Annotated in this window: 20 protein-coding genes; 10 read left to right on the top strand and 10 right to left on the bottom strand. The window is 36.4% G+C overall.

What is annotated here, in order from left to right:
• Positions 1-55: 55 nt before the first annotated feature.
• Together PSR14_RS25560 and PSR14_RS25555 are read left to right on the top strand one after the other, a co-directional pair.
• Positions 56-565, top strand: a complete 510-nt coding sequence (locus PSR14_RS25560; RefSeq protein WP_000117140.1) for a molybdenum cofactor biosynthesis protein B — start codon at positions 56-58, stop codon at positions 563-565.
• The gene (locus tag PSR14_RS25555; RefSeq protein ID WP_098487230.1) at positions 562-1,164 is read left to right on the top strand and encodes a molybdenum cofactor guanylyltransferase; all 603 of its coding nucleotides are present in this window, start codon (positions 562-564) and stop codon (positions 1,162-1,164) included. The genes PSR14_RS25560 and PSR14_RS25555 overlap by 4 nt, the downstream gene beginning before the upstream one ends.
• A gap of 433 nt (positions 1,165-1,597) precedes the next feature.
• Here PSR14_RS25555 and PSR14_RS25550 read toward each other — a convergent pair whose 3' ends face one another.
• The 3 genes from PSR14_RS25550 to PSR14_RS25540 form a co-directional block, all read right to left on the bottom strand.
• Positions 1,598-2,740, bottom strand: a complete 1,143-nt coding sequence (locus PSR14_RS25550; protein ID WP_061185183.1) for a glycosyltransferase family 1 protein — start codon at positions 2,738-2,740, stop codon at positions 1,598-1,600.
• 12 nt (positions 2,741-2,752) lie between these two features.
• Positions 2,753-3,286, bottom strand: coding sequence for a phosphatase PAP2 family protein (locus PSR14_RS25545; protein ID WP_000868600.1), 534 nt, complete (start codon positions 3,284-3,286; stop codon positions 2,753-2,755).
• A gap of 143 nt (positions 3,287-3,429) precedes the next feature.
• Positions 3,430-3,942, bottom strand: coding sequence for a gamma carbonic anhydrase family protein (locus PSR14_RS25540; protein ID WP_000640211.1), 513 nt, complete (start codon positions 3,940-3,942; stop codon positions 3,430-3,432).
• 74 nt (positions 3,943-4,016) lie between these two features.
• Between PSR14_RS25540 and PSR14_RS25535 the strand changes: the two genes are divergently transcribed.
• From PSR14_RS25535 to PSR14_RS25525, 3 genes are all read left to right on the top strand, one after another.
• Positions 4,017-4,820 carry an alpha/beta hydrolase gene (locus PSR14_RS25535; protein WP_000267442.1) on the top strand — a complete coding sequence of 268 codons (804 nt, stop codon included), beginning with the start codon at positions 4,017-4,019 and terminating at the stop codon, positions 4,818-4,820.
• 37 nt (positions 4,821-4,857) lie between these two features.
• Positions 4,858-5,922 (top strand): tetraprenyl-beta-curcumene synthase family protein, encoded by a 1,065-nt coding sequence (locus PSR14_RS25530; RefSeq protein ID WP_001102457.1) that lies wholly within the window; start codon positions 4,858-4,860, stop codon positions 5,920-5,922.
• Between the two features lie 62 nt (positions 5,923-5,984).
• Positions 5,985-6,197, top strand: a complete 213-nt coding sequence (locus PSR14_RS25525; protein ID WP_046198233.1) for a hypothetical protein — start codon at positions 5,985-5,987, stop codon at positions 6,195-6,197.
• Between the two features lie 37 nt (positions 6,198-6,234).
• Here PSR14_RS25525 and PSR14_RS25520 read toward each other — a convergent pair whose 3' ends face one another.
• From PSR14_RS25520 to PSR14_RS25490, 7 genes are all read right to left on the bottom strand, one after another.
• Entirely contained in the window at positions 6,235-7,536 is a 1,302-nt protein-coding gene (locus PSR14_RS25520; protein WP_000867806.1) for a PepSY domain-containing protein, read from the bottom strand.
• A 115-nt stretch (positions 7,537-7,651) separates the two neighbouring features.
• Positions 7,652-8,173: a hypothetical protein gene (locus PSR14_RS25515; protein WP_076867793.1), complete on the bottom strand. Its 522-nt coding sequence runs from the start codon at positions 8,171-8,173 to the stop codon at positions 7,652-7,654.
• Positions 8,170-8,844: an aspartate/glutamate racemase family protein gene (locus PSR14_RS25510; protein WP_000579312.1), complete on the bottom strand. Its 675-nt coding sequence runs from the start codon at positions 8,842-8,844 to the stop codon at positions 8,170-8,172. Before PSR14_RS25510 ends, PSR14_RS25515 begins: the two co-directional genes overlap by 4 nt.
• A gap of 24 nt (positions 8,845-8,868) precedes the next feature.
• A complete protein-coding gene (locus PSR14_RS25505) occupies positions 8,869-9,549 on the bottom strand; it encodes an ABC transporter permease (protein WP_076855876.1) in 681 nt (226 codons plus the stop codon).
• 18 nt (positions 9,550-9,567) lie between these two features.
• Positions 9,568-10,401, bottom strand: a complete 834-nt coding sequence (locus PSR14_RS25500; protein ID WP_061185185.1) for an ABC transporter ATP-binding protein — start codon at positions 10,399-10,401, stop codon at positions 9,568-9,570.
• A 192-nt stretch (positions 10,402-10,593) separates the two neighbouring features.
• On the bottom strand, positions 10,594-11,166 hold the full coding sequence (locus tag PSR14_RS25495; RefSeq protein WP_000764489.1) for a class I SAM-dependent methyltransferase: 573 nt from the start codon (positions 11,164-11,166) through the stop codon (positions 10,594-10,596).
• On the bottom strand, positions 11,163-12,122 hold the full coding sequence (locus tag PSR14_RS25490; RefSeq protein WP_000868043.1) for a TIGR01212 family radical SAM protein: 960 nt from the start codon (positions 12,120-12,122) through the stop codon (positions 11,163-11,165). The genes PSR14_RS25495 and PSR14_RS25490 overlap by 4 nt, the downstream gene beginning before the upstream one ends.
• A 110-nt stretch (positions 12,123-12,232) precedes the next feature.
• On the opposite strand from PSR14_RS25490, the gene PSR14_RS25485 reads away from it, so the two are divergent.
• From PSR14_RS25485 to PSR14_RS25465, 5 genes are all read left to right on the top strand, one after another.
• The gene (locus tag PSR14_RS25485) at positions 12,233-12,496 is read left to right on the top strand and encodes a YtzC family protein (RefSeq protein ID WP_000840869.1); all 264 of its coding nucleotides are present in this window, start codon (positions 12,233-12,235) and stop codon (positions 12,494-12,496) included.
• A 15-nt stretch (positions 12,497-12,511) separates the two neighbouring features.
• On the top strand, positions 12,512-12,661 hold the full coding sequence (locus PSR14_RS25480; RefSeq protein ID WP_001129345.1) for a hypothetical protein: 150 nt from the start codon (positions 12,512-12,514) through the stop codon (positions 12,659-12,661).
• Positions 12,662-12,797: 136 nt separating this feature from the next.
• On the top strand, positions 12,798-13,820 hold the full coding sequence (locus PSR14_RS25475; RefSeq protein ID WP_074531927.1) for a DUF418 domain-containing protein: 1,023 nt from the start codon (positions 12,798-12,800) through the stop codon (positions 13,818-13,820).
• A gap of 337 nt (positions 13,821-14,157) precedes the next feature.
• Positions 14,158-14,919 carry an ABC transporter ATP-binding protein gene (locus PSR14_RS25470; protein WP_000165846.1) on the top strand — a complete coding sequence of 254 codons (762 nt, stop codon included), beginning with the start codon at positions 14,158-14,160 and terminating at the stop codon, positions 14,917-14,919.
• Positions 14,920-14,937: 18 nt separating this feature from the next.
• Positions 14,938-16,797, top strand: a complete 1,860-nt coding sequence (locus tag PSR14_RS25465; protein WP_000897792.1) for an FtsX-like permease family protein — start codon at positions 14,938-14,940, stop codon at positions 16,795-16,797.
• The last annotated feature ends 49 nt before the right edge of the window (positions 16,798-16,846 follow it).

Raw genomic sequence — 16,846 nt, 5'->3', positions numbered from 1 at the left:
TAAAGATATGTATGATAAAATGAAGAAAAGTCTTTAAGAAAGGAAAGATGAAAAAATGAGCGTAACCGAACATAAAAAACAAGCGCCAAAAGAAGTGCGCTGCAAGATTGTAACGATTTCCGATACACGTACAGAAGAGACAGATAAGAGCGGGCAACTATTACATACATTGTTAAAAGAAGCAGGCCATACAGTGACTTCTTATGAAATTGTGAAAGATGATAAAGAAAGTATTCAGCAAGCAGTGTTAGCTGGTTATCATAGGGAAGATGTTGATGTTGTATTAACAAATGGCGGTACTGGCATTACGAAACGCGATGTGACGATTGAAGCAGTATCAGCGTTATTACATAAAGAAATTGTTGGATTTGGTGAGTTGTTCCGCATGATTAGTTATTTAGAAGATATCGGAAGCAGCGCAATGTTAAGTAGAGCGATCGGCGGCACAATTGGGCGCAAAGTAGTCTTCTCGATGCCAGGATCTAGCGGAGCGGTTCGCCTTGCGATGAATAAATTAATTTTACCAGAATTAGGTCATATTACATTTGAGTTGCATCGCCAATGAGTAAGTATGCTGGAATTGTATTAGCAGGTGGTATGTCGAGTAGATTCGGTGAGCCGAAAGCGTTAGCGAGTTGGCAAGGGAGTACGTTTATTGAGCATATTTTGAAAGTGATGACAAGCACGCTCCAAGAAGTTGTAGTCATTAGTCATTCTGATATAAAAGAGCGAGTAGAGAAACTCGTACAAGTTCCTGTTATCGAAGATATTCCGCACTATAAAGGGAACGGGCCACTTGCTGGAATTGTATCAGGAATGGAATACATAGAAGCAGATTGGTACGCTATTATGCCTTGCGATGCGCCAAATGTTTCGCATGAATGGTTTACCATTTTACTGGAGCAAACAAGCAATGAGTATGATGCAGTTGTACCTATTATTAATGGAAGGAAACAACCGCTACTTGCAGCGTACCATAACCGCGTGAAAGAAAAGATTTATACTTTGCTTCAAGAAGAAAAAAGAAGTATGGGTCAGCTTTTATCACAATGTAATGTGAAATATATTGCTGGTGAAGATATACAAGCAAATGCGGATTGGTTTATAAATGTGAATACGAAAGAAGAATATGTGCAGGTTCAAAAAGACCTTTCAAATGAATGAAAGGTTTTTTTGTATACAGAAATTGGGGAACAATTACTGTATAAAGGTATGTGAGTAAGTTGATTTTAAGGGGAATTCTTAAAATCACTATACAGTTAAAATACTGTATAACCATATATTAATTTTTATGGGTTTTTATTACAAGTCTATTTGTTTATGTTTGTTTTTGTTATAATGAATATAGAAATAATATAATATTTCACCTTGTGTATCATTTATCCGACTTTAATGGGCAGTAAGATCCCCACCTCAACATTCAGGAAAAGCAAAGAAGTTAGGTGGGGGATCAACTGCCCATAAAAGTCCGATTGGTGAGGGCTGATAATCAGTGGGGGATGAAGAAAACCCCCACTGATTAAAGTTTCACTTTATTTAAGTAAATTTTACAATTGTATAATAAACTCCCTTCGTTTTTTGAAGGGAGTTTTTCTATTTAAGCAAGCAACTCTGATTCGTTATGCTGAAGGACTTCTTCATATTCGTTAAGCAAGCCACGAAAGATCTCATCCCAGCTTTTTGATTTCGCATAAGATAAAGCTGCTACTCCCATCTGCTCCAATTTTTCTTCATTTTGCAATAAAAAATAAATGGATGATAGAAATGCGTCCTCATTTTTTGACGGGCAAAGAACTCCCGTTTTTCCATCTGTAATAATATTTTTAACCCCGCCACTATTTGCACCGATGACAGGTGTGCCGCATGCAAGCGATTCAAGTACAACATTTCCGAATGTTTCAGTGGCTGATGGAAATACCATCATGTTAGAACAAGCATATGCTTCAGCTAAATCCCCGCCTTGTAAATAGCCAGTAAACGTGACATTTGTTTTCGGAACAGCTTCACGAAGACTTGTTGCTAGAGGACCGTCTCCTGCTATAAGCCAATGAATATCGTTTCGAGTATGCGCTGATTTAACGATAAGATTTTGCAACGTATCAATATCTTTCTCAGGAGCAATCCGTCCAACATAGGAAAGGACATACTTCGCTGTAATATTATATTTTTTCCGGAATACTTCTGTATTGTAAGCTGGATGAAAGAGTGTGCAATCTACACCCCGTCCCCAAATAGAGAGGGCCTGAAAGCCTTTATGTTTTAATTGATGTAATGTTTCAGGAGAAGGGACAAAATTTTTTTGCATATGACTATGAAACCATTTTAAATAGTTCCAAAGCATATTGGAGAGAAATTCGATTTTGTAATAGCGCAAATAAGCATCGAAATCAGTATGATAAGAACCGACAACTGGGATGTTTAACTTTTTCGCATAATACAATCCACAAAGTCCCATGTTGAAAGGTGTAGCAATGTGAATTATGTCAGGTTTAAAGGAAAGAAGTTCTCGCTTAATGCGCGGAGTAGGAAAAGAAAAGCGACATTCTGGATATAATATTGTTAACGGGATACTTCTCATCTTGTTCACATTCGCTACGAAATTATCTTCAGCTGTATGCTGAGGGGCGAAAACAGAATAGGCGATTTTTTCTTTCTGAAAATATCGTGTTAACCGCTCTAACGTTTTCGCAACCCCGTTCACTTGTGGCGTAAAAGTATCGGTAAAAATGGCGACTCTCATCATATCACTCCTTTATGTGAAAAGTGGGATGAATTGATAAAAAGAGATGATGCCAGAGCAAGTGCCGAGACACATACCGACGAATACATCAGATGGATAGTGAAGCCCTAAATAAATGCGAGAAATACCGACGCATAATGCTAACGGTAATAGGAAAATAAGTAAGCTTGGATTATAGCAAATAAATGGAATAAAGACAGAGAAAACGGCTGTTGTATGACCAGACGGGAAAGAGTGGTCTTGTAATGGATGGACTGGATATTTTGCATCCTGAATTGTTAAATAAGGACGTTTTCGTGGATACCATCTTTTTAATATTTGCACAGGAATATGGCTAATTGCTAGCGAAATAGCAGTTGCAATTGCAGCTTGATGCAAAGTTCCACTTGCGAAAATTAAAAAGAACAGTGTGAGTGCGATAGAGAAAGTCGCGCCACCGATATGAGTAATATTGCTGAAAAAGAGATTTAACGTTTTTTGATCAAAGTAGCGGTTAATTCCTCTGAAAATGTAACATTCTATTTTATATAATCCACTGACCTTCATGAAAATTCTCCTCCCTCATCTACATATATATGGAGATATTAGCTTTTATTTTAATAAGATTTTGTTGAGGGAGTAATAATGTTTTGTAAAGAAAAAGTTAGATTTTATATAAAAAAACTGCCAGTATTATGGCAGCTGTAAAATCATTTTTGTAGTGATTTATAATATTGGCCTTTTTCAACGTATTGCGTGCGAATTCGCTCCATGTCTTTACGGTCTTCTTCTGTTAACTCACGAACGACTTTCGCTGGACGACCGAAAGCTAATGTATTCGGCGGGATTTTCTTTCCTTGTGAAACGAGGCTTCCAGCACCGATAAAGGCTCCTTCGCCAATTTCAGCACCATCTAATATAATAGATCCCATTCCAATTAAAGCATCTTTCTTAATATGGCAGCTATGTAAAATCACTTGATGCCCAATTGTTACGTCATCTTCTAAAATAAGAGGATATTGCGGGCTTTGGTGGAGTGTACATTGGTCTTGTACATTTACTCGGTCTCCAATAATTGTCGGTGACACATCACCACGTATGACTGTATTAAACCAAATACTTGATTCCTCGCCAATTGTCACATCACCAGTAATGGTTACGTAGTCAGCGATAAAAGCACTACTCGCAATTTTCGGATTTTTTTCTTTGTAAGGATATATCATGTAAAGCCTTCCTTTCCTAGAGACTAGTTTCAGTGTATCAAATTATGAGAAAGAGTGAAATGGAGGAGAGCCGTATGTGGAATTATGAAGCTGAGCAAGCAAAGGCTGTCATCGTTATTGTGCACGGCGCAATGGAATATCACGGACGTTATGAAGCTGTTGCGGAAATGTGGAATCATATCGGCTATCACGTCGTGATGGGGGACCTTCCGTCACATGGAACGACTTCAAGAAATAGAGGACATATTGATTCGTTTGATGAATACATAGAGGAAGTTAAATTATGGGTGAAAGAGGCAAGAAAGTATCGATTACCTATTTTTCTATTTGGTCATAGTATGGGTGGTCTTATCGTCATTCGTATGATGCAAGAGACGAAGAGAGAAGATGTAGACGGCATTATTTTAAGTTCGCCATGTTTAGGTGTATTAGCTGGACCTTCTGCACCGCTTCAAGCTGCCTCAAAAATATTAAATATTATCGCTCCGAAGTTACAATTTGCAACGAATCTTACAGTGGAAATGTCAACGCGTAATCATGAAGTGAGAGATGCGATGGAGAACGATTCATTGTTCTTGCGCAAAGTATCAGTACGTTGGTATAGTGAATTGATTAAGTCTATTGAAATCGCTCATAAAAAAATAGATGATTTTCCAGATGTTCCGCTCTTGCTAATGCAAGCATGTGAGGATAAACTTGTAGATAAAACACGTGTCCGCACTTGGTTTAATAATGTTAAAATAAGTGATAAGGCTTTTAAAGAATGGCCGAATTGTTATCATGAGTTATTAAATGAGTATGAGCGTGATGAAATTTTGAATTATATTCAGTCATTTACTGAAATACGCATCAATAACATAATAGAAACAAATAAGTAAATTATTTGTACATTGAATAGAGGAGATGAAGGAAGAAGTGAACGTACCGAGTAATCCCATAACGCTCATGGCGAAAGTATACCGTGATGTGTTTCCGGTTGTACACCATGAGCTAGCGATGTGGAAAGAGCGTGCCTACCATATTCCGAATGATGAGCTTCATAGTCAGGCAATCGCAAGTATTGAGCATAAAACGTTTCATTGCGAAGGCGGTGGCATTTTAGCACTATTAGCAAATGAACACCGTGAGGAATGTATTCGTTTTATCGTCGCATATCAAACGATTAGTGACTACTTAGATAATTTATGTGATCGCAGTACATCACTTGATCCGAATGATTTTGCCGCACTGCATGAATCTATGTTAATGGCATTATCACCTGAAGTAGAAGGTGGCGGTAATTATTATCGCTATCGTGATGATCAAGATGATGGTGGTTATTTAGATGAACTTGTTGAAACATGCCAAGATGTTTTAAAGAAAACGAAGCACTATGACAAAATTGCTCCTATTCTTCATGAACTTGCTTGTTATTATTGTGATCTGCAAATTCATAAACATGTGAAATTAGAAGAAAGAGAACCAAGATTACAAACATGGTTTGAAGCACATAAAGAAAACTTACCGGAGATGAGTTGGTTTGAATTTTCAGCATGTGCCGGTTCTACGCTTGGAATCTTCTGTCTTGTCGCATATGCCTTTCATGATGAATTACATGATGAAGATATTGCGAAAATTAGACAAGGATATTTTCCTTACGTACAAGGACTTCATATCTTACTTGATTATTTCATTGATCAAGAAGAAGACCGCATCGGCGGGGATTTGAATTTCTGTAGTTATTATGAAAACGAGCAAGTGATATTAGATCGTATGAAACATTTTGTAGAAGAAGCAGAGAAGAGCATTGGTGATTTGCCTCATGCGAAGTTTCATCGTCTCATAAGCCGCGGATTACTTGGTATTTATTTATCAGACCAAAAAGTATCAGCACAAAAGAATATGCACAAAATGGCAAGGCGCATTGTAAAATACGGTGGTCTCACTTCACGATTCTTCTATTGGAACGGGAAGATGTACCGAAAGAAAACGGCGCAGTGATAAAGAAAACCACTCATGTAGAGTGGTTTTTTTGTTATAATATGGTAAAGATGGTGACAGAAATGAAGCAATTGTTTCAAAAGCTGTATAACCATATTGAAATAACATTACTCGTGCTACTCTCCATTTCATTTGTAACTGGAATGTATATGATGATGAATAAAGCCGGTGGTCCTACAACGATGGATTATGTAGCTCAAGTTATTATTGTATTGATTATTATAGTAGATATTGTCTTTTTAATAAGCGGTAGAAAAAAAGAAAATAGTAAATAAAAAAGCATTTGTACACGGTAGTACAAATGCTTTTTTACTATGAGCGTATTTTTGAAAATACATATATAAGAAGTTCAATCACAAAAATAGCTAAAACAGATAGTCCGAATAAAGGCATGACAGCGCCTAGTATAACCATCATGATAAAGAAAACGATTATGCTTTTCTTATCTCTTTGCTTTGGCGGTGCTGCTAATTTTCCTTTCGGCTTTCTTGCTAACCACATTTTTATTCCGTAATAAATAAGAAGTAATAAAGATAATGTCGTTAGTAAGCATAATATTTTATTTGGCCATCCGAATAAATGACCTTCGTGAAGCGGGATACCGTAAGTGAACCATTGCGCAAGTAATCCATAATCACGATAGTCCGTTTTGGAAATGAGCTCTCCGCTATATTGATCAAAATAAGCTGTTATTTCTTCATTTGGTGCAACATGCATACCTGTAATACCAGAACCGCTCGATTTCGAAACAGTGAACACACCTTTTGGATCAGCTGGTAGTGAAATAACATATGGTTTCTTTATTTTAATTCCGTTTCGCAATTCATCGACAGAAATTGCTTTTGGCTCATTCGAATTCGATTCAGGAGGTGCTTCTTTTCTAGTTGCCCACGGCAATTCTTTTACCTTCGATTCAGGAGGTGCCATATACAATTTTGGATATCCGAGTGATTCATTTGACGATGCAATTTTATAAATTTGGTTACCCATAAATCCTGACCATGGCAACCCAGATGCAACTAACAAAACGAGAGGAATTGTAAATATAATACCGATAATAGAATGACGTCGTTTTGCTTTTTCTCGCTTATTGGATGCCGGTGTATTTTTGAATTGGCGTATACTCATGTACAACCCAGTTACAATTAAAAAGATTGTCCAACATGCCGCAAGTTCTACCGTATAGTTAACGACAGTGCCACCAACTAAAAGAGAACTATGTAATTCCCTCATGATATTGGCAAACGTTTCACTTGCGTTTTGATCCCCAACAATTTGATTATTACTATCTAAATACACATATTTTTGTTGCCCAGTATACTCATTTGCAATCGTAAGTCTCGTATTATAATCCCCATTAAACTCACTAATTTTCGCCACACTATAATGTGGATATTTTTTCTCTGTTAAGGAAATAGAATCAGCCATCGAAATAGATTCTGTTTGAGCACTCTTCCCAAAATATAAATCTTTATAGATGAAATCCTCAACCTCTTCCCGAAATAAATACCCAATTCCGCTCAGTGACAACGTAATAAGAAGCGGCGTAATAAAAAGCCCAGCATAAAAATGCCAACGCCAAAAAATGTAATGAAGCGAACGATTTACTTTCATGCTCTTAGTTCCCCTAACCTTCCCTATATGAATAACTACTTATTTAATATAGCGAGATTAAGTGTGATTACTTTGAAAGAATTGTGAAGAAAGTTAAAAGTTTTGGGGATTTTTATCAGCGAGACATACAATACGCAATGCAAAGCTTAGTTGAATGAATTAGCTCTTCATCTCCTTTTTGTAGCCTAATTTGAAGCGCTTTTTGAAAACAAGTAAGGGCGGTTTGGAAGTCACCCTCATCTAATTTGCTTTTTCCGTAATGTTGGTAGAAAAAATCTTCATAAGCGGGTAAGTCTGGTAGTGTTTGTAGAAGTTCGGCAAAGATTGTATTTGCAGCAGAAAAATTGCTTTCCCAATGATATGTATGTGCGAGACGAAGTTTGTTAATAAAAATCCCTTGGATGTTGTCTGTTTGTGTGTAATATTCAATGGCTTCCTGTAAGTAATACTTACTGTCAGAAAGGTTGCCAGCGATTCGTTCATAAACACCGATTAATCCGCAGTTTTTTCCATATAACGATCTTTCATGTAAATGCTCTTTCAAAAATAAAATCCCCTGCTTCATTTCAGCAAGGGATATAGGCTTTTCTCTAAGATTTTCATCAAATGTGTATCCCATTTCAAAAGGTATATTCATTTGGACCCCCTTATATTTTCTACATACATCCTAACAACCGCTTTCGCAAGACATTGAGAGGAATCAACAAAATCCTCAATCGCCACCACATTCAAATCAGTACATGCAATAATTGCAGTATCAACTTCCTCTCTCAATTGTAAAACGAGCGCATTCCACAATTCGCGAGCTTCTTCAACTTTTCCACTTTTAATATAAGTAATAATTTGATTAATCATATCCTGCCATTTTTCATGATGAATGTACTCTATATTACGCTTTGCAATCCCATCTTGGTAAATACCAGCTTGAACAGTTGCTTCTGTTGCGAGAAGAGCGACTCTTTTTGCAGTTTCAGGAATCGCTTTTAACGTTTCATCAACTATATTCAAAATAGGAATAGAAAGAGATTGCTGTAATTCTTCAAAATAAAGATGCGCTGTATTGCACGGCATAGCGATAAAGCTTGCGCCAGTACTCTCGAGTTTTTGTGCTCCTTCAATAATCGCTTTTTTCATCGCTTCATGATCAATAGGGCGATCCATGTAAAACGGTGTTGGGCACGAATAGATCATCATATGAGGAAAGTCCATGTCATGCTTTGCTCCGTATATTGTTTGGCACTCTGCTACAACTGTATCAACGAATGGTCCAGTTGATTTTGGCCCCATTCCTGCTAGTATTCCGATCATTGTTTTGTCTCCTTCAATATGTAATTAAAAACGTTTTTTGCGAACGATAAAAAGAAATAAGGTAAATAATAAAAATGAATATACGATAGCCCAAGCTGTGAGCCATAGCGTGTGAGTCAGTATATTATATTTGTATTGTCCAAGCATTAGAAAGCTTTCGACAGGTGGTAAAAACCATAGTAACTCTTTTTTAAACCGGATAGATGCAATCGTTATAAGCAATATAAATGTAAGACTAAGCCAAGCGGTGCTTGCTTTTGGAATCATATTTCTAGTAAATAAAGATGCGATTGAAATTCCAAGTATAGAGAAAGACATATGAGCGAGAAATCCGACTAAAAATAAAGAAACTGTCATTTTTTCATTAAACATTTGCAAAATAATTGGGTAGATTACGGATATAAAAGATAAAACAGTACAAATGAGAAGAGCTGTAATATATTTCCCTACATATAGTGCGGAAATATTATTTGTGTGAGAAATCGTAATTTGTTCTTGTACAGGATCTTCCGTATGAAAAATTGTGACCGTAATCCAGGCAGATAATAAATAAAGCGCAATTGCTGTTTCTAAATATGTCGGTACAATAGGAGTCGGTTTATATGCATATACAAAAAGTAAGCTCATGAAGTACATCGCAATAGGAGGGACGTACTTATACGATTTTGTATAGTCGAGAAAATGGTAACGAATAAGAGCAAACATAATAAACCTTCTTTCGATTTAAAAGTTAGGTTGTAGCAGTGTGATAGATGCTTTTTTATGCAATAAAAACTGAAGCATTTCGTTTGTATATTCTTTTTCGATTTGTAATTGAATAAGGTTTTGATTTGAATTGTGTGCAACGTGTATAAAACCGGATTGTTTTTGTAGTTCTATCGCTGAAAATGTTTCGTGAACAATTGCTTCAATATAGACTTGTTCTGCTCCTTTTTGTGCAGAGATATTTTCTGTGATTGTATGATTTGCTAACGTCACAATTCTATCGGCGAAGTTTTCTAGTAGCTGTTTTTCGTGACATGTGAAGAGTATAGATATACCTTGTTGTTTTAATGAGAGTAAAATATGTTCTAATTCTTGCTGAGAGTTCGGATCGAGTCCAGAAAGCGGTTCGTCTAAAATTAATAAATGGACGTCCGTAAGTAATGCTTGCATAATACCGGTTTTTTGTTTCATACCTTTTGAAAAGTTTCGTATAACGGAATGTCTTGCATGAAGTAAATGAAACCTTTCAAGAAGCAGCGGAATTTTATCTTTTACATATTTTGTTGATAAACCGTGAATGCGGCCGAGATGAAATAGATAATCCTCTAATGTAAAACGAATCCCTTCAGGAAAATGTTCAGGTACATAACCGATTTGTATATGTTCTTTCCTTTGAATTGTCCCTGCCGTATGTGAAATAAAGCCTGCAATTATTTTGAGTAGAGTACTTTTTCCAGTCCCGTTCCCGCCAACAATGGCGAGTGCTTCTCCTTCTGGAATGGATAAATCAATGTTGTCTAGTATAAGTGATTTGCCATACTTCTTTTGAATTCCCCTTAGTTCTACTAGCAAAGTTCTATCCTCCTATACAGTGTATATATCCATTATATAGGAGAATAACAAAAAGACGTGCAGTGAGTGCACGTCTTTTTTTGTTATGTTTTGTCGATAAGTCGATATAGTGTGTCGAATCGTCGATATATCGAAAAAATCGTTGATATATTTTAAGTTACGATAGATATAATTGAAAAATCGTCGATATATTTATCGCTTCTCAATCGCCACAATAAATGGCGGGTTATTTTGTTGGTTAATGAAGCCGTAGCGCAGTACGTGTGCTTGTTTTTGGTCTAATTCTTCGGCAAATTTGAGAACAGCGTCCCGTTCTACTTGTCCTTCTGGATGTCCGTGGTAAATAACAAGGACGATGATACCTTCAGGTGCCATTACTTCTAATAATTGTTCGATTGCTGAGATTGTTGAGTTCGGTTTTGTAACGATATGCTTGTCTCCGCCTGGCAGGTAACCTAAGTTGAAAATTGCGCCTGTTACTTTACCTTTTGCATCTTCTGGTAATACGGATAGAAGTGTATCGTGACTATCGTGAACTAAAACAGTACGTTCGAAAAGTTCTTTTTCTTTTAGACGAGTTGTTGAGCTTTCAATTGCCTCTTTTTGAATATCAAATCCAAATACTTTTCCGTTATCGCCAACGATTTCAGCTAGAAAGCATGTGTCATGCCCGTTTCCTAAAGTTGCATCTACAGCGTAATCGCCTTCTTTTACTGCCGTTTGCAAGAGAGTGCGAGCAAACGGTAATACACGTTCTAATTTCATTTTTGTTTCTCCTCATTTGCATATTTTCCTTGCCAGCTTCCGCGGCGTACAAATTCTGCATCGATGGAATTTAATACTTCCCATTTATTTAAGCTCCACATTGGACCAATCATTAAATCAGGTGGACCGTCACCTGTGATGCGGTGCACAATTACGTCCTCTGGAATGATTTCAAGTTGATCAACAACGAGACTTACGTAATCCTCAAGAGAAAGGAACTCGAGTTGTCCTTTTTCATATTGCTTCACCATTGGCGTTCCTTTTAATAAGTGAAGTAAATGAATTTTAATTCCTTGTACGTCAAGCTTCGCTACTTCACGAGCTGTTTCCATCATCATGTCGTAATCTTCAAGAGGAAGACCGTTAATAATATGAGAGCAAACTCGAATACCATGCTTACGTAATTTATTTACGCCTTCAACGTAAGAAGGATAATCGTGAGCGCGGTTAATAAGGTTTGCAGTACGTTCATGAACAGTTTGTAATCCGAGTTCAACCCAAAGGTATGTGCGTTTATTTAAGTCCGCTAAATATGCAACGACATCGTCTGGTAAACAATCTGGACGAGTTGCGATAGAAAGACCGACAACGTCTTTTTCAGCTAGAAGCGGTTCGAATTTTTCTTTTAATACTTCAAGTGGTGCATGTGTATTTGTGTAAGCCTGAAAATAAGCGATACATTTTCCATCTTTCCACTTTGAGTGCATTTTTTCTTTCATTTCATGATATTGCGTTATAACATCATCGCGGCGATCGCCAGCGAAGTCACCAGATCCAGCAGCACTGCAAAATGTACAACCGCCATAAGCAACTGTACCGTCACGGTTCGGACAATCGAAGCCAGCATCTAATGAAACTTTAAAGATTTTTCCACCAAATTCATTTCGTAAATGGTAATTCCATGTATGATAACGTTTATTGTCGTTTGTATATGGAAAAGGGTTTTGAACCTTCATTACTTTCCCTCCTAAGCCGATCAAAATGAAACAAAATCCATTATAACATACTCATAAGGTTCATATGGAAGGGACACACTAAAGGGGAATTGAAGCAAGGAGGGACAATTATGGCAGAGCGTCAATCACTTGAATCGTATATTACACAAGCGGAACAAGCGGTGGAATATGCGAAAGAACAATTAGACCAAGGCATGAGACAAGAGCATTACAATACGATGGAGTATTCGGATGCGCAGTTACAATTAGAACAAGCGTATAACGATTTACAAACGATGCAACAACATGCGAATGATGAGCAACGTGAGCAATTAAATAGAGCGCGTATGGCAATTCGCCAGTTGCAACATCAAATGATTATTACACCGCACTAATAAGGAGTGAATGTAATGGCGAAACGTTCAGATCAAAATAACCCAGAGCAAAAAACGCAAAATGGACATAACGCTGAGTTTTCGAATGAGCTTGATCCAGTTGTTCAAGTGAAACAGCGTAACAGTAAAAAAGGACAACCTCAAAGATCGAAACAATCAGAGTAGACCAGGTCGCAATATGACCTGGTTTTATTTTGTTATATGACAATAATGTAAGATTTCTGTAAGGTTTGTCGATAGTTGCGAGCCGTTTTCTCCAGTAGAGTAAGGAAGGGTTAAATTTTATACAAGGAGTTGCTTTATGGGGAACAATATGACAAACAAACGAATTGATGAGTTAGATTACATTCGTGGCTTCGCACTACTGGGAATTATTTTAGTAAATATTCTTGCACTACTTAACATTAAAATTCCAGATCCTAATACAGTAGATGCCAGCTATCAAAGGTTTCTATACTTATTTGTAGAAGGTCGTTTCTTCTCAATCTTCTCATTCTTATTTGGAGTGGGATTCTATATCTTTATCTCTAGAGCAATTGCAAAGGGGAAAAATGGATATGTTTTATTTTTACGCCGCTTAGTTGCACTATTTATTTTCGGTTTGATTCATCAAATGTTTCAATCTGGAGAAGCATTAACGTTATATGCAATTTGCGGGTTGATCGCTTTACCATTTTATAAAGTGAAAAAACAAGTGAACTTAGTTATTGGTCTTATTTTAACAATTGCCTTTAGCGTAATGGGTGCTAAGGAACTATTGCCACTTGGCTTAATTTTATTAGGGCTTGCTGCAGGGCAATATCGTGCATTTGAAAATCTTGCGCAAAATATAAAGAAAGTCGCTATTTTTACAGGTGTTATGTTTGTTTTAAGTGTCGTAGCTGTATGGTATCAATACGGGCACGTGCCTGCTGATCCATTTGTAAATATGATACTAATGAATGAGGACGGAACAATGGATGCTGCAAGCCAATTTTTAAAAATTGGTGTTACAGTTGGCCCAATTATTTCAGCTTTCTATGTTGGAGCATTAATTTTACTACTCCAATTAAAACTAGTTCAAACATTGTTAGCGCCACTGAAATATTATGGTCGTATGGCTTTAACGAATTATATTGGACAAACTGCAATGATTTTAATCGCAGGAAGTGTATGTAACTTTGCGGGAAATTTAACTTACATGCAGACGTTATATGTGTGTATTGCAATTTATGCAATTCAAATTGTGTTTAGTGTGATTTGGATGAAAATCTTTAAAATGGGTCCATTAGAATGGATTTGGCGTGTTATTACGTATTGGACGGTAACACCTTTAAAGAAATAAAGAGAGAAGTGGGCTGTTCCTTTTGTGGAGCAGCTTATTTTATTGTCAGCTTTTGTCGATAAGTCGATATATTTTGAAAATCGCTGATAAAAGTGGGAGAATCGCCGATATATTAAAAAAATCGCTGATAAAAGTAGGAGAATCGTCGATATATTTGAAAAATCGCCGATATAATTTCAGTTACCGATTCACTATGTCACTAGTAGTAAAAGCCAAGCTTACAAACACACCTTTTTTATCTTACAAAAGTGTAAGGTAATTGTAATGTTAACAAATAGCAGTTCATCTCCAAAAGGCGCAAAATAGGTAATGGAAAAACAAGCGTAGGAGGATATATATGACGAAACCAGTTGTAGACGTGAAAAACGTTCAAAAAGTGTACGGTAAAAAAGGTGAGAACCAATCACATGCATTAAAAGGTGTATCATTCTCAATTCAAGAGGGTGAGTTTGTTGGCATTATGGGACCATCTGGTTCTGGTAAAACGACATTATTAAATGTAATTTCAACGCTAGATAAAGCAACGGGCGGTGTTGTTGAAATTGCGGGAACGGATATTACAAAAATGAAGCAAGGTGAGCTTTCAGATTTCCGTTCACAAAAGTTAGGATTCATCTTCCAAGACTTTAACTTATTAGAGAATTTATCTATTTACGAAAACATTGCACTTCCACTTTCTCTTCAAGGTGTCTCGTCGCGAAATATTGGGCCAAAAGTAGAAAAAGTAGCAGATATGTTAGGCATTTCAGCTATTCTTCAAAAGTATCCATCTGAAGTATCTGGTGGACAAAAGCAACGTTCAGCAGCGGCACGTGCGTTAGTGCATGAGCCTGCAATTATTTTAGGGGACGAGCCAACAGGAGCGCTTGATTCTAAAAATGCAACGAGTTTACTTGATGCGATGACAAACTTAAATAAAGATCAAGGCGTATCTATTATGATGGTTACACATGATCCTTACAGTGCAAGTTACTGTCAGCGTATTTTATTCATTCAAGATGGTGAGCTATATAAAGAAATTCACCGAGGCGGTACACGTGAAGAGTTTTATAAAGAGATTTTAGATGTGCTAGCAGACTTAGGCACACAAAAAGCGTAAGAAAGGAGGTTCTAAGGCATGTTATTCAAACTTTCCATGTCAGGACTAAAAAGTAAGCTGAAAGATTATATCGTCTTACTTGTTGGTCTTGTCATGTCGATTTCAATTTTTTATATGTTCCAAACGTTAGCACTAAATAAGGCGTTTATTGAATCTAACTCAGTTATTCAATCAATTGGATTTGTATTCCAAGCAGGTTCATTTTTACTTGCTATTATAACGTTCTTCTATATTTTATATGCGAACTCTTTCTTATTATCTCTTCGTCAAAAAGAGTTTGGTATGTATATGATGTTAGGAGCAAAAAAGCATAAAGTTACATTACTTATGTTTATCGAAACAATCGTATTAGGCGCTGCGTCTCTTGCGATCGGTATTACAGTTGGTGTAGGACTTGCAGAAGGTATCGGACAGTTATTAATGAAACAATTAGAGTTTGCTGGTGAAGGCTATAAAGCATTTTACCTTCCATCAATGACCGTTACTTGCATTTTCTTCTTAGCACTATTTGTATTATCAGCAATTATGAATAGTATTAAGTTATCACGTATTTCTGTACTGCAACTTGTACATGCAGATGCACAAACAGAACGTGTTGCGGTAAAAGGAAAAATGACAGGTGTAGTTGCATTCCTAGCGGTTATTTTATTAGGCATTGGCTATGCATCGATGATTTACATGGAAAAACTAAGAGAAATGGGAATCCTTATTGCATTAGTGACAACAACAGCTGGTACTTACATGTTATTTGGATCACTTCTTCCTGTTATTATTAAAAAGTTAAAAAGTAATAAAAAGCGTAGTGAAAAAGGGCTTAACGCTTTTACATTTGCACAATTAAACTTCCGTATTAATAGCTTAACAAAGGTACTTGCAACAGTAGCGATGTTAGTTGCGCTTGGAGCCGGTGCCATTTCAGGTGGTATGGCGTTTAAAAATAACGTTATAAAAATGGTTGATGGTTTCGTAATATATGATTCAGTAGTTCATAATCCAACTGCTGAAGAAAAGAAAATTTTAGACGATATTACATTTAAAGAGAAAAGCGAATATCGTTACAAAGTCGATGATAAATACGTTTACTATGTAAAAGAAGATTTAGAGAAAAATCGTCCTTTAGTAAAAGATATGACAAATATGAAGTCGATGAAGGATTTAGTAAAAACGAAAAAAGTTTCAGAGGAACTACCAGTGGGTGCAGTTGCTAGAGAAATGAATGAAAAAGATGCGAGTGCTAAAGAACTTCCACAAGAATGGGACGAGGCTTTCAGAACAATCCAGCCATTTTACGTGCATGAAGATCATGCAATTAAAATTGTAGATCAAAAAATGTACGATACTGTAAATGGTAAAGAAGGAATTGTATTTACTGGAAAAACAGATGATTTTGAAGCGCATAAAAAAGAATGGAAAAAACTTGACGAGTTGCAGCTAGATAAATATAAAAATGTAAAAGCTGAAAGATTAGATAGTAAATATCAAGCTTACGACATGTTCTATGGCGTTGCGAGCGGAACAGTGTTTATGGGATTCTTCCTTGGAATTGCTTTCTTAGCAATGATGGCAAGTTGTTTAATGTTCAAAATTCTTTCTGGTGCATCAAAAGATATTACGCGTTATCAAATGCTTCGTAAAATCGGGGTGCGCCGTGAATTATTAACGAAATCCATTTATAAAGAGTTATTCTTAGTCTTCTTATTCCCAGCAATTGTAGGTATTGCTCACGTATTAGTTGGTATGAATATTTTCGGATTTATTTTAATCGATCCGTACTTCCGTATTTGGGTACCAATCATAATTTTCGTAGTTATTTACACGATTTATTACTTCATTACAGTTCAATTGTATAAAGGAATTGTTCTTCCGAAAGAAGATTAATAAAAACCGAGCGAAATTGCTCGGTTTTTATTATTTTCAGAAAAAAATA

The organism is Bacillus sp. A01H, from assembly GCF_045277205.1.
In the GTDB taxonomy this organism is placed as follows: Bacteria; Bacillota; Bacilli; order Bacillales; family Bacillaceae_G; genus Bacillus_A; species Bacillus_A paranthracis.
Note: the sequence above shows the minus strand (reverse complement) of the source record. Positions and strands in the feature narration are given on the sequence as shown.

Coding starts and splice junctions, on each gene's coding strand:
- PSR14_RS25515 (WP_076867793.1), bottom strand. CDS start 8,173: ATGAATATACCTTTTGAAATGGGATACACATTTGATGAAAATCTTAGA.
- PSR14_RS25505 (WP_076855876.1), bottom strand. CDS start 9,549: ATGTTTGCTCTTATTCGTTACCATTTTCTCGACTATACAAAATCGTAT.
- PSR14_RS25510 (WP_000579312.1), bottom strand. CDS start 8,844: ATGATCGGAATACTAGCAGGAATGGGGCCAAAATCAACTGGACCATTC.
- PSR14_RS25480 (WP_001129345.1), top strand. CDS start 12,512: ATGGCGAAACGTTCAGATCAAAATAACCCAGAGCAAAAAACGCAAAAT.
- PSR14_RS25540 (WP_000640211.1), bottom strand. CDS start 3,942: ATGATATATCCTTACAAAGAAAAAAATCCGAAAATTGCGAGTAGTGCT.
- PSR14_RS25485 (WP_000840869.1), top strand. CDS start 12,233: ATGGCAGAGCGTCAATCACTTGAATCGTATATTACACAAGCGGAACAA.
- PSR14_RS25465 (WP_000897792.1), top strand. CDS start 14,938: ATGTTATTCAAACTTTCCATGTCAGGACTAAAAAGTAAGCTGAAAGAT.
- PSR14_RS25470 (WP_000165846.1), top strand. CDS start 14,158: ATGACGAAACCAGTTGTAGACGTGAAAAACGTTCAAAAAGTGTACGGT.
- PSR14_RS25475 (WP_074531927.1), top strand. CDS start 12,798: ATGGGGAACAATATGACAAACAAACGAATTGATGAGTTAGATTACATT.
- PSR14_RS25545 (WP_000868600.1), bottom strand. CDS start 3,286: ATGAAGGTCAGTGGATTATATAAAATAGAATGTTACATTTTCAGAGGA.
- PSR14_RS25550 (WP_061185183.1), bottom strand. CDS start 2,740: ATGAGAGTCGCCATTTTTACCGATACTTTTACGCCACAAGTGAACGGG.
- PSR14_RS25560 (WP_000117140.1), top strand. CDS start 56: ATGAGCGTAACCGAACATAAAAAACAAGCGCCAAAAGAAGTGCGCTGC.
- PSR14_RS25555 (WP_098487230.1), top strand. CDS start 562: ATGAGTAAGTATGCTGGAATTGTATTAGCAGGTGGTATGTCGAGTAGA.
- PSR14_RS25490 (WP_000868043.1), bottom strand. CDS start 12,122: ATGAAGGTTCAAAACCCTTTTCCATATACAAACGACAATAAACGTTAT.
- PSR14_RS25535 (WP_000267442.1), top strand. CDS start 4,017: ATGTGGAATTATGAAGCTGAGCAAGCAAAGGCTGTCATCGTTATTGTG.
- PSR14_RS25525 (WP_046198233.1), top strand. CDS start 5,985: ATGAAGCAATTGTTTCAAAAGCTGTATAACCATATTGAAATAACATTA.
- PSR14_RS25520 (WP_000867806.1), bottom strand. CDS start 7,536: ATGAAAGTAAATCGTTCGCTTCATTACATTTTTTGGCGTTGGCATTTT.
- PSR14_RS25495 (WP_000764489.1), bottom strand. CDS start 11,166: ATGAAATTAGAACGTGTATTACCGTTTGCTCGCACTCTCTTGCAAACG.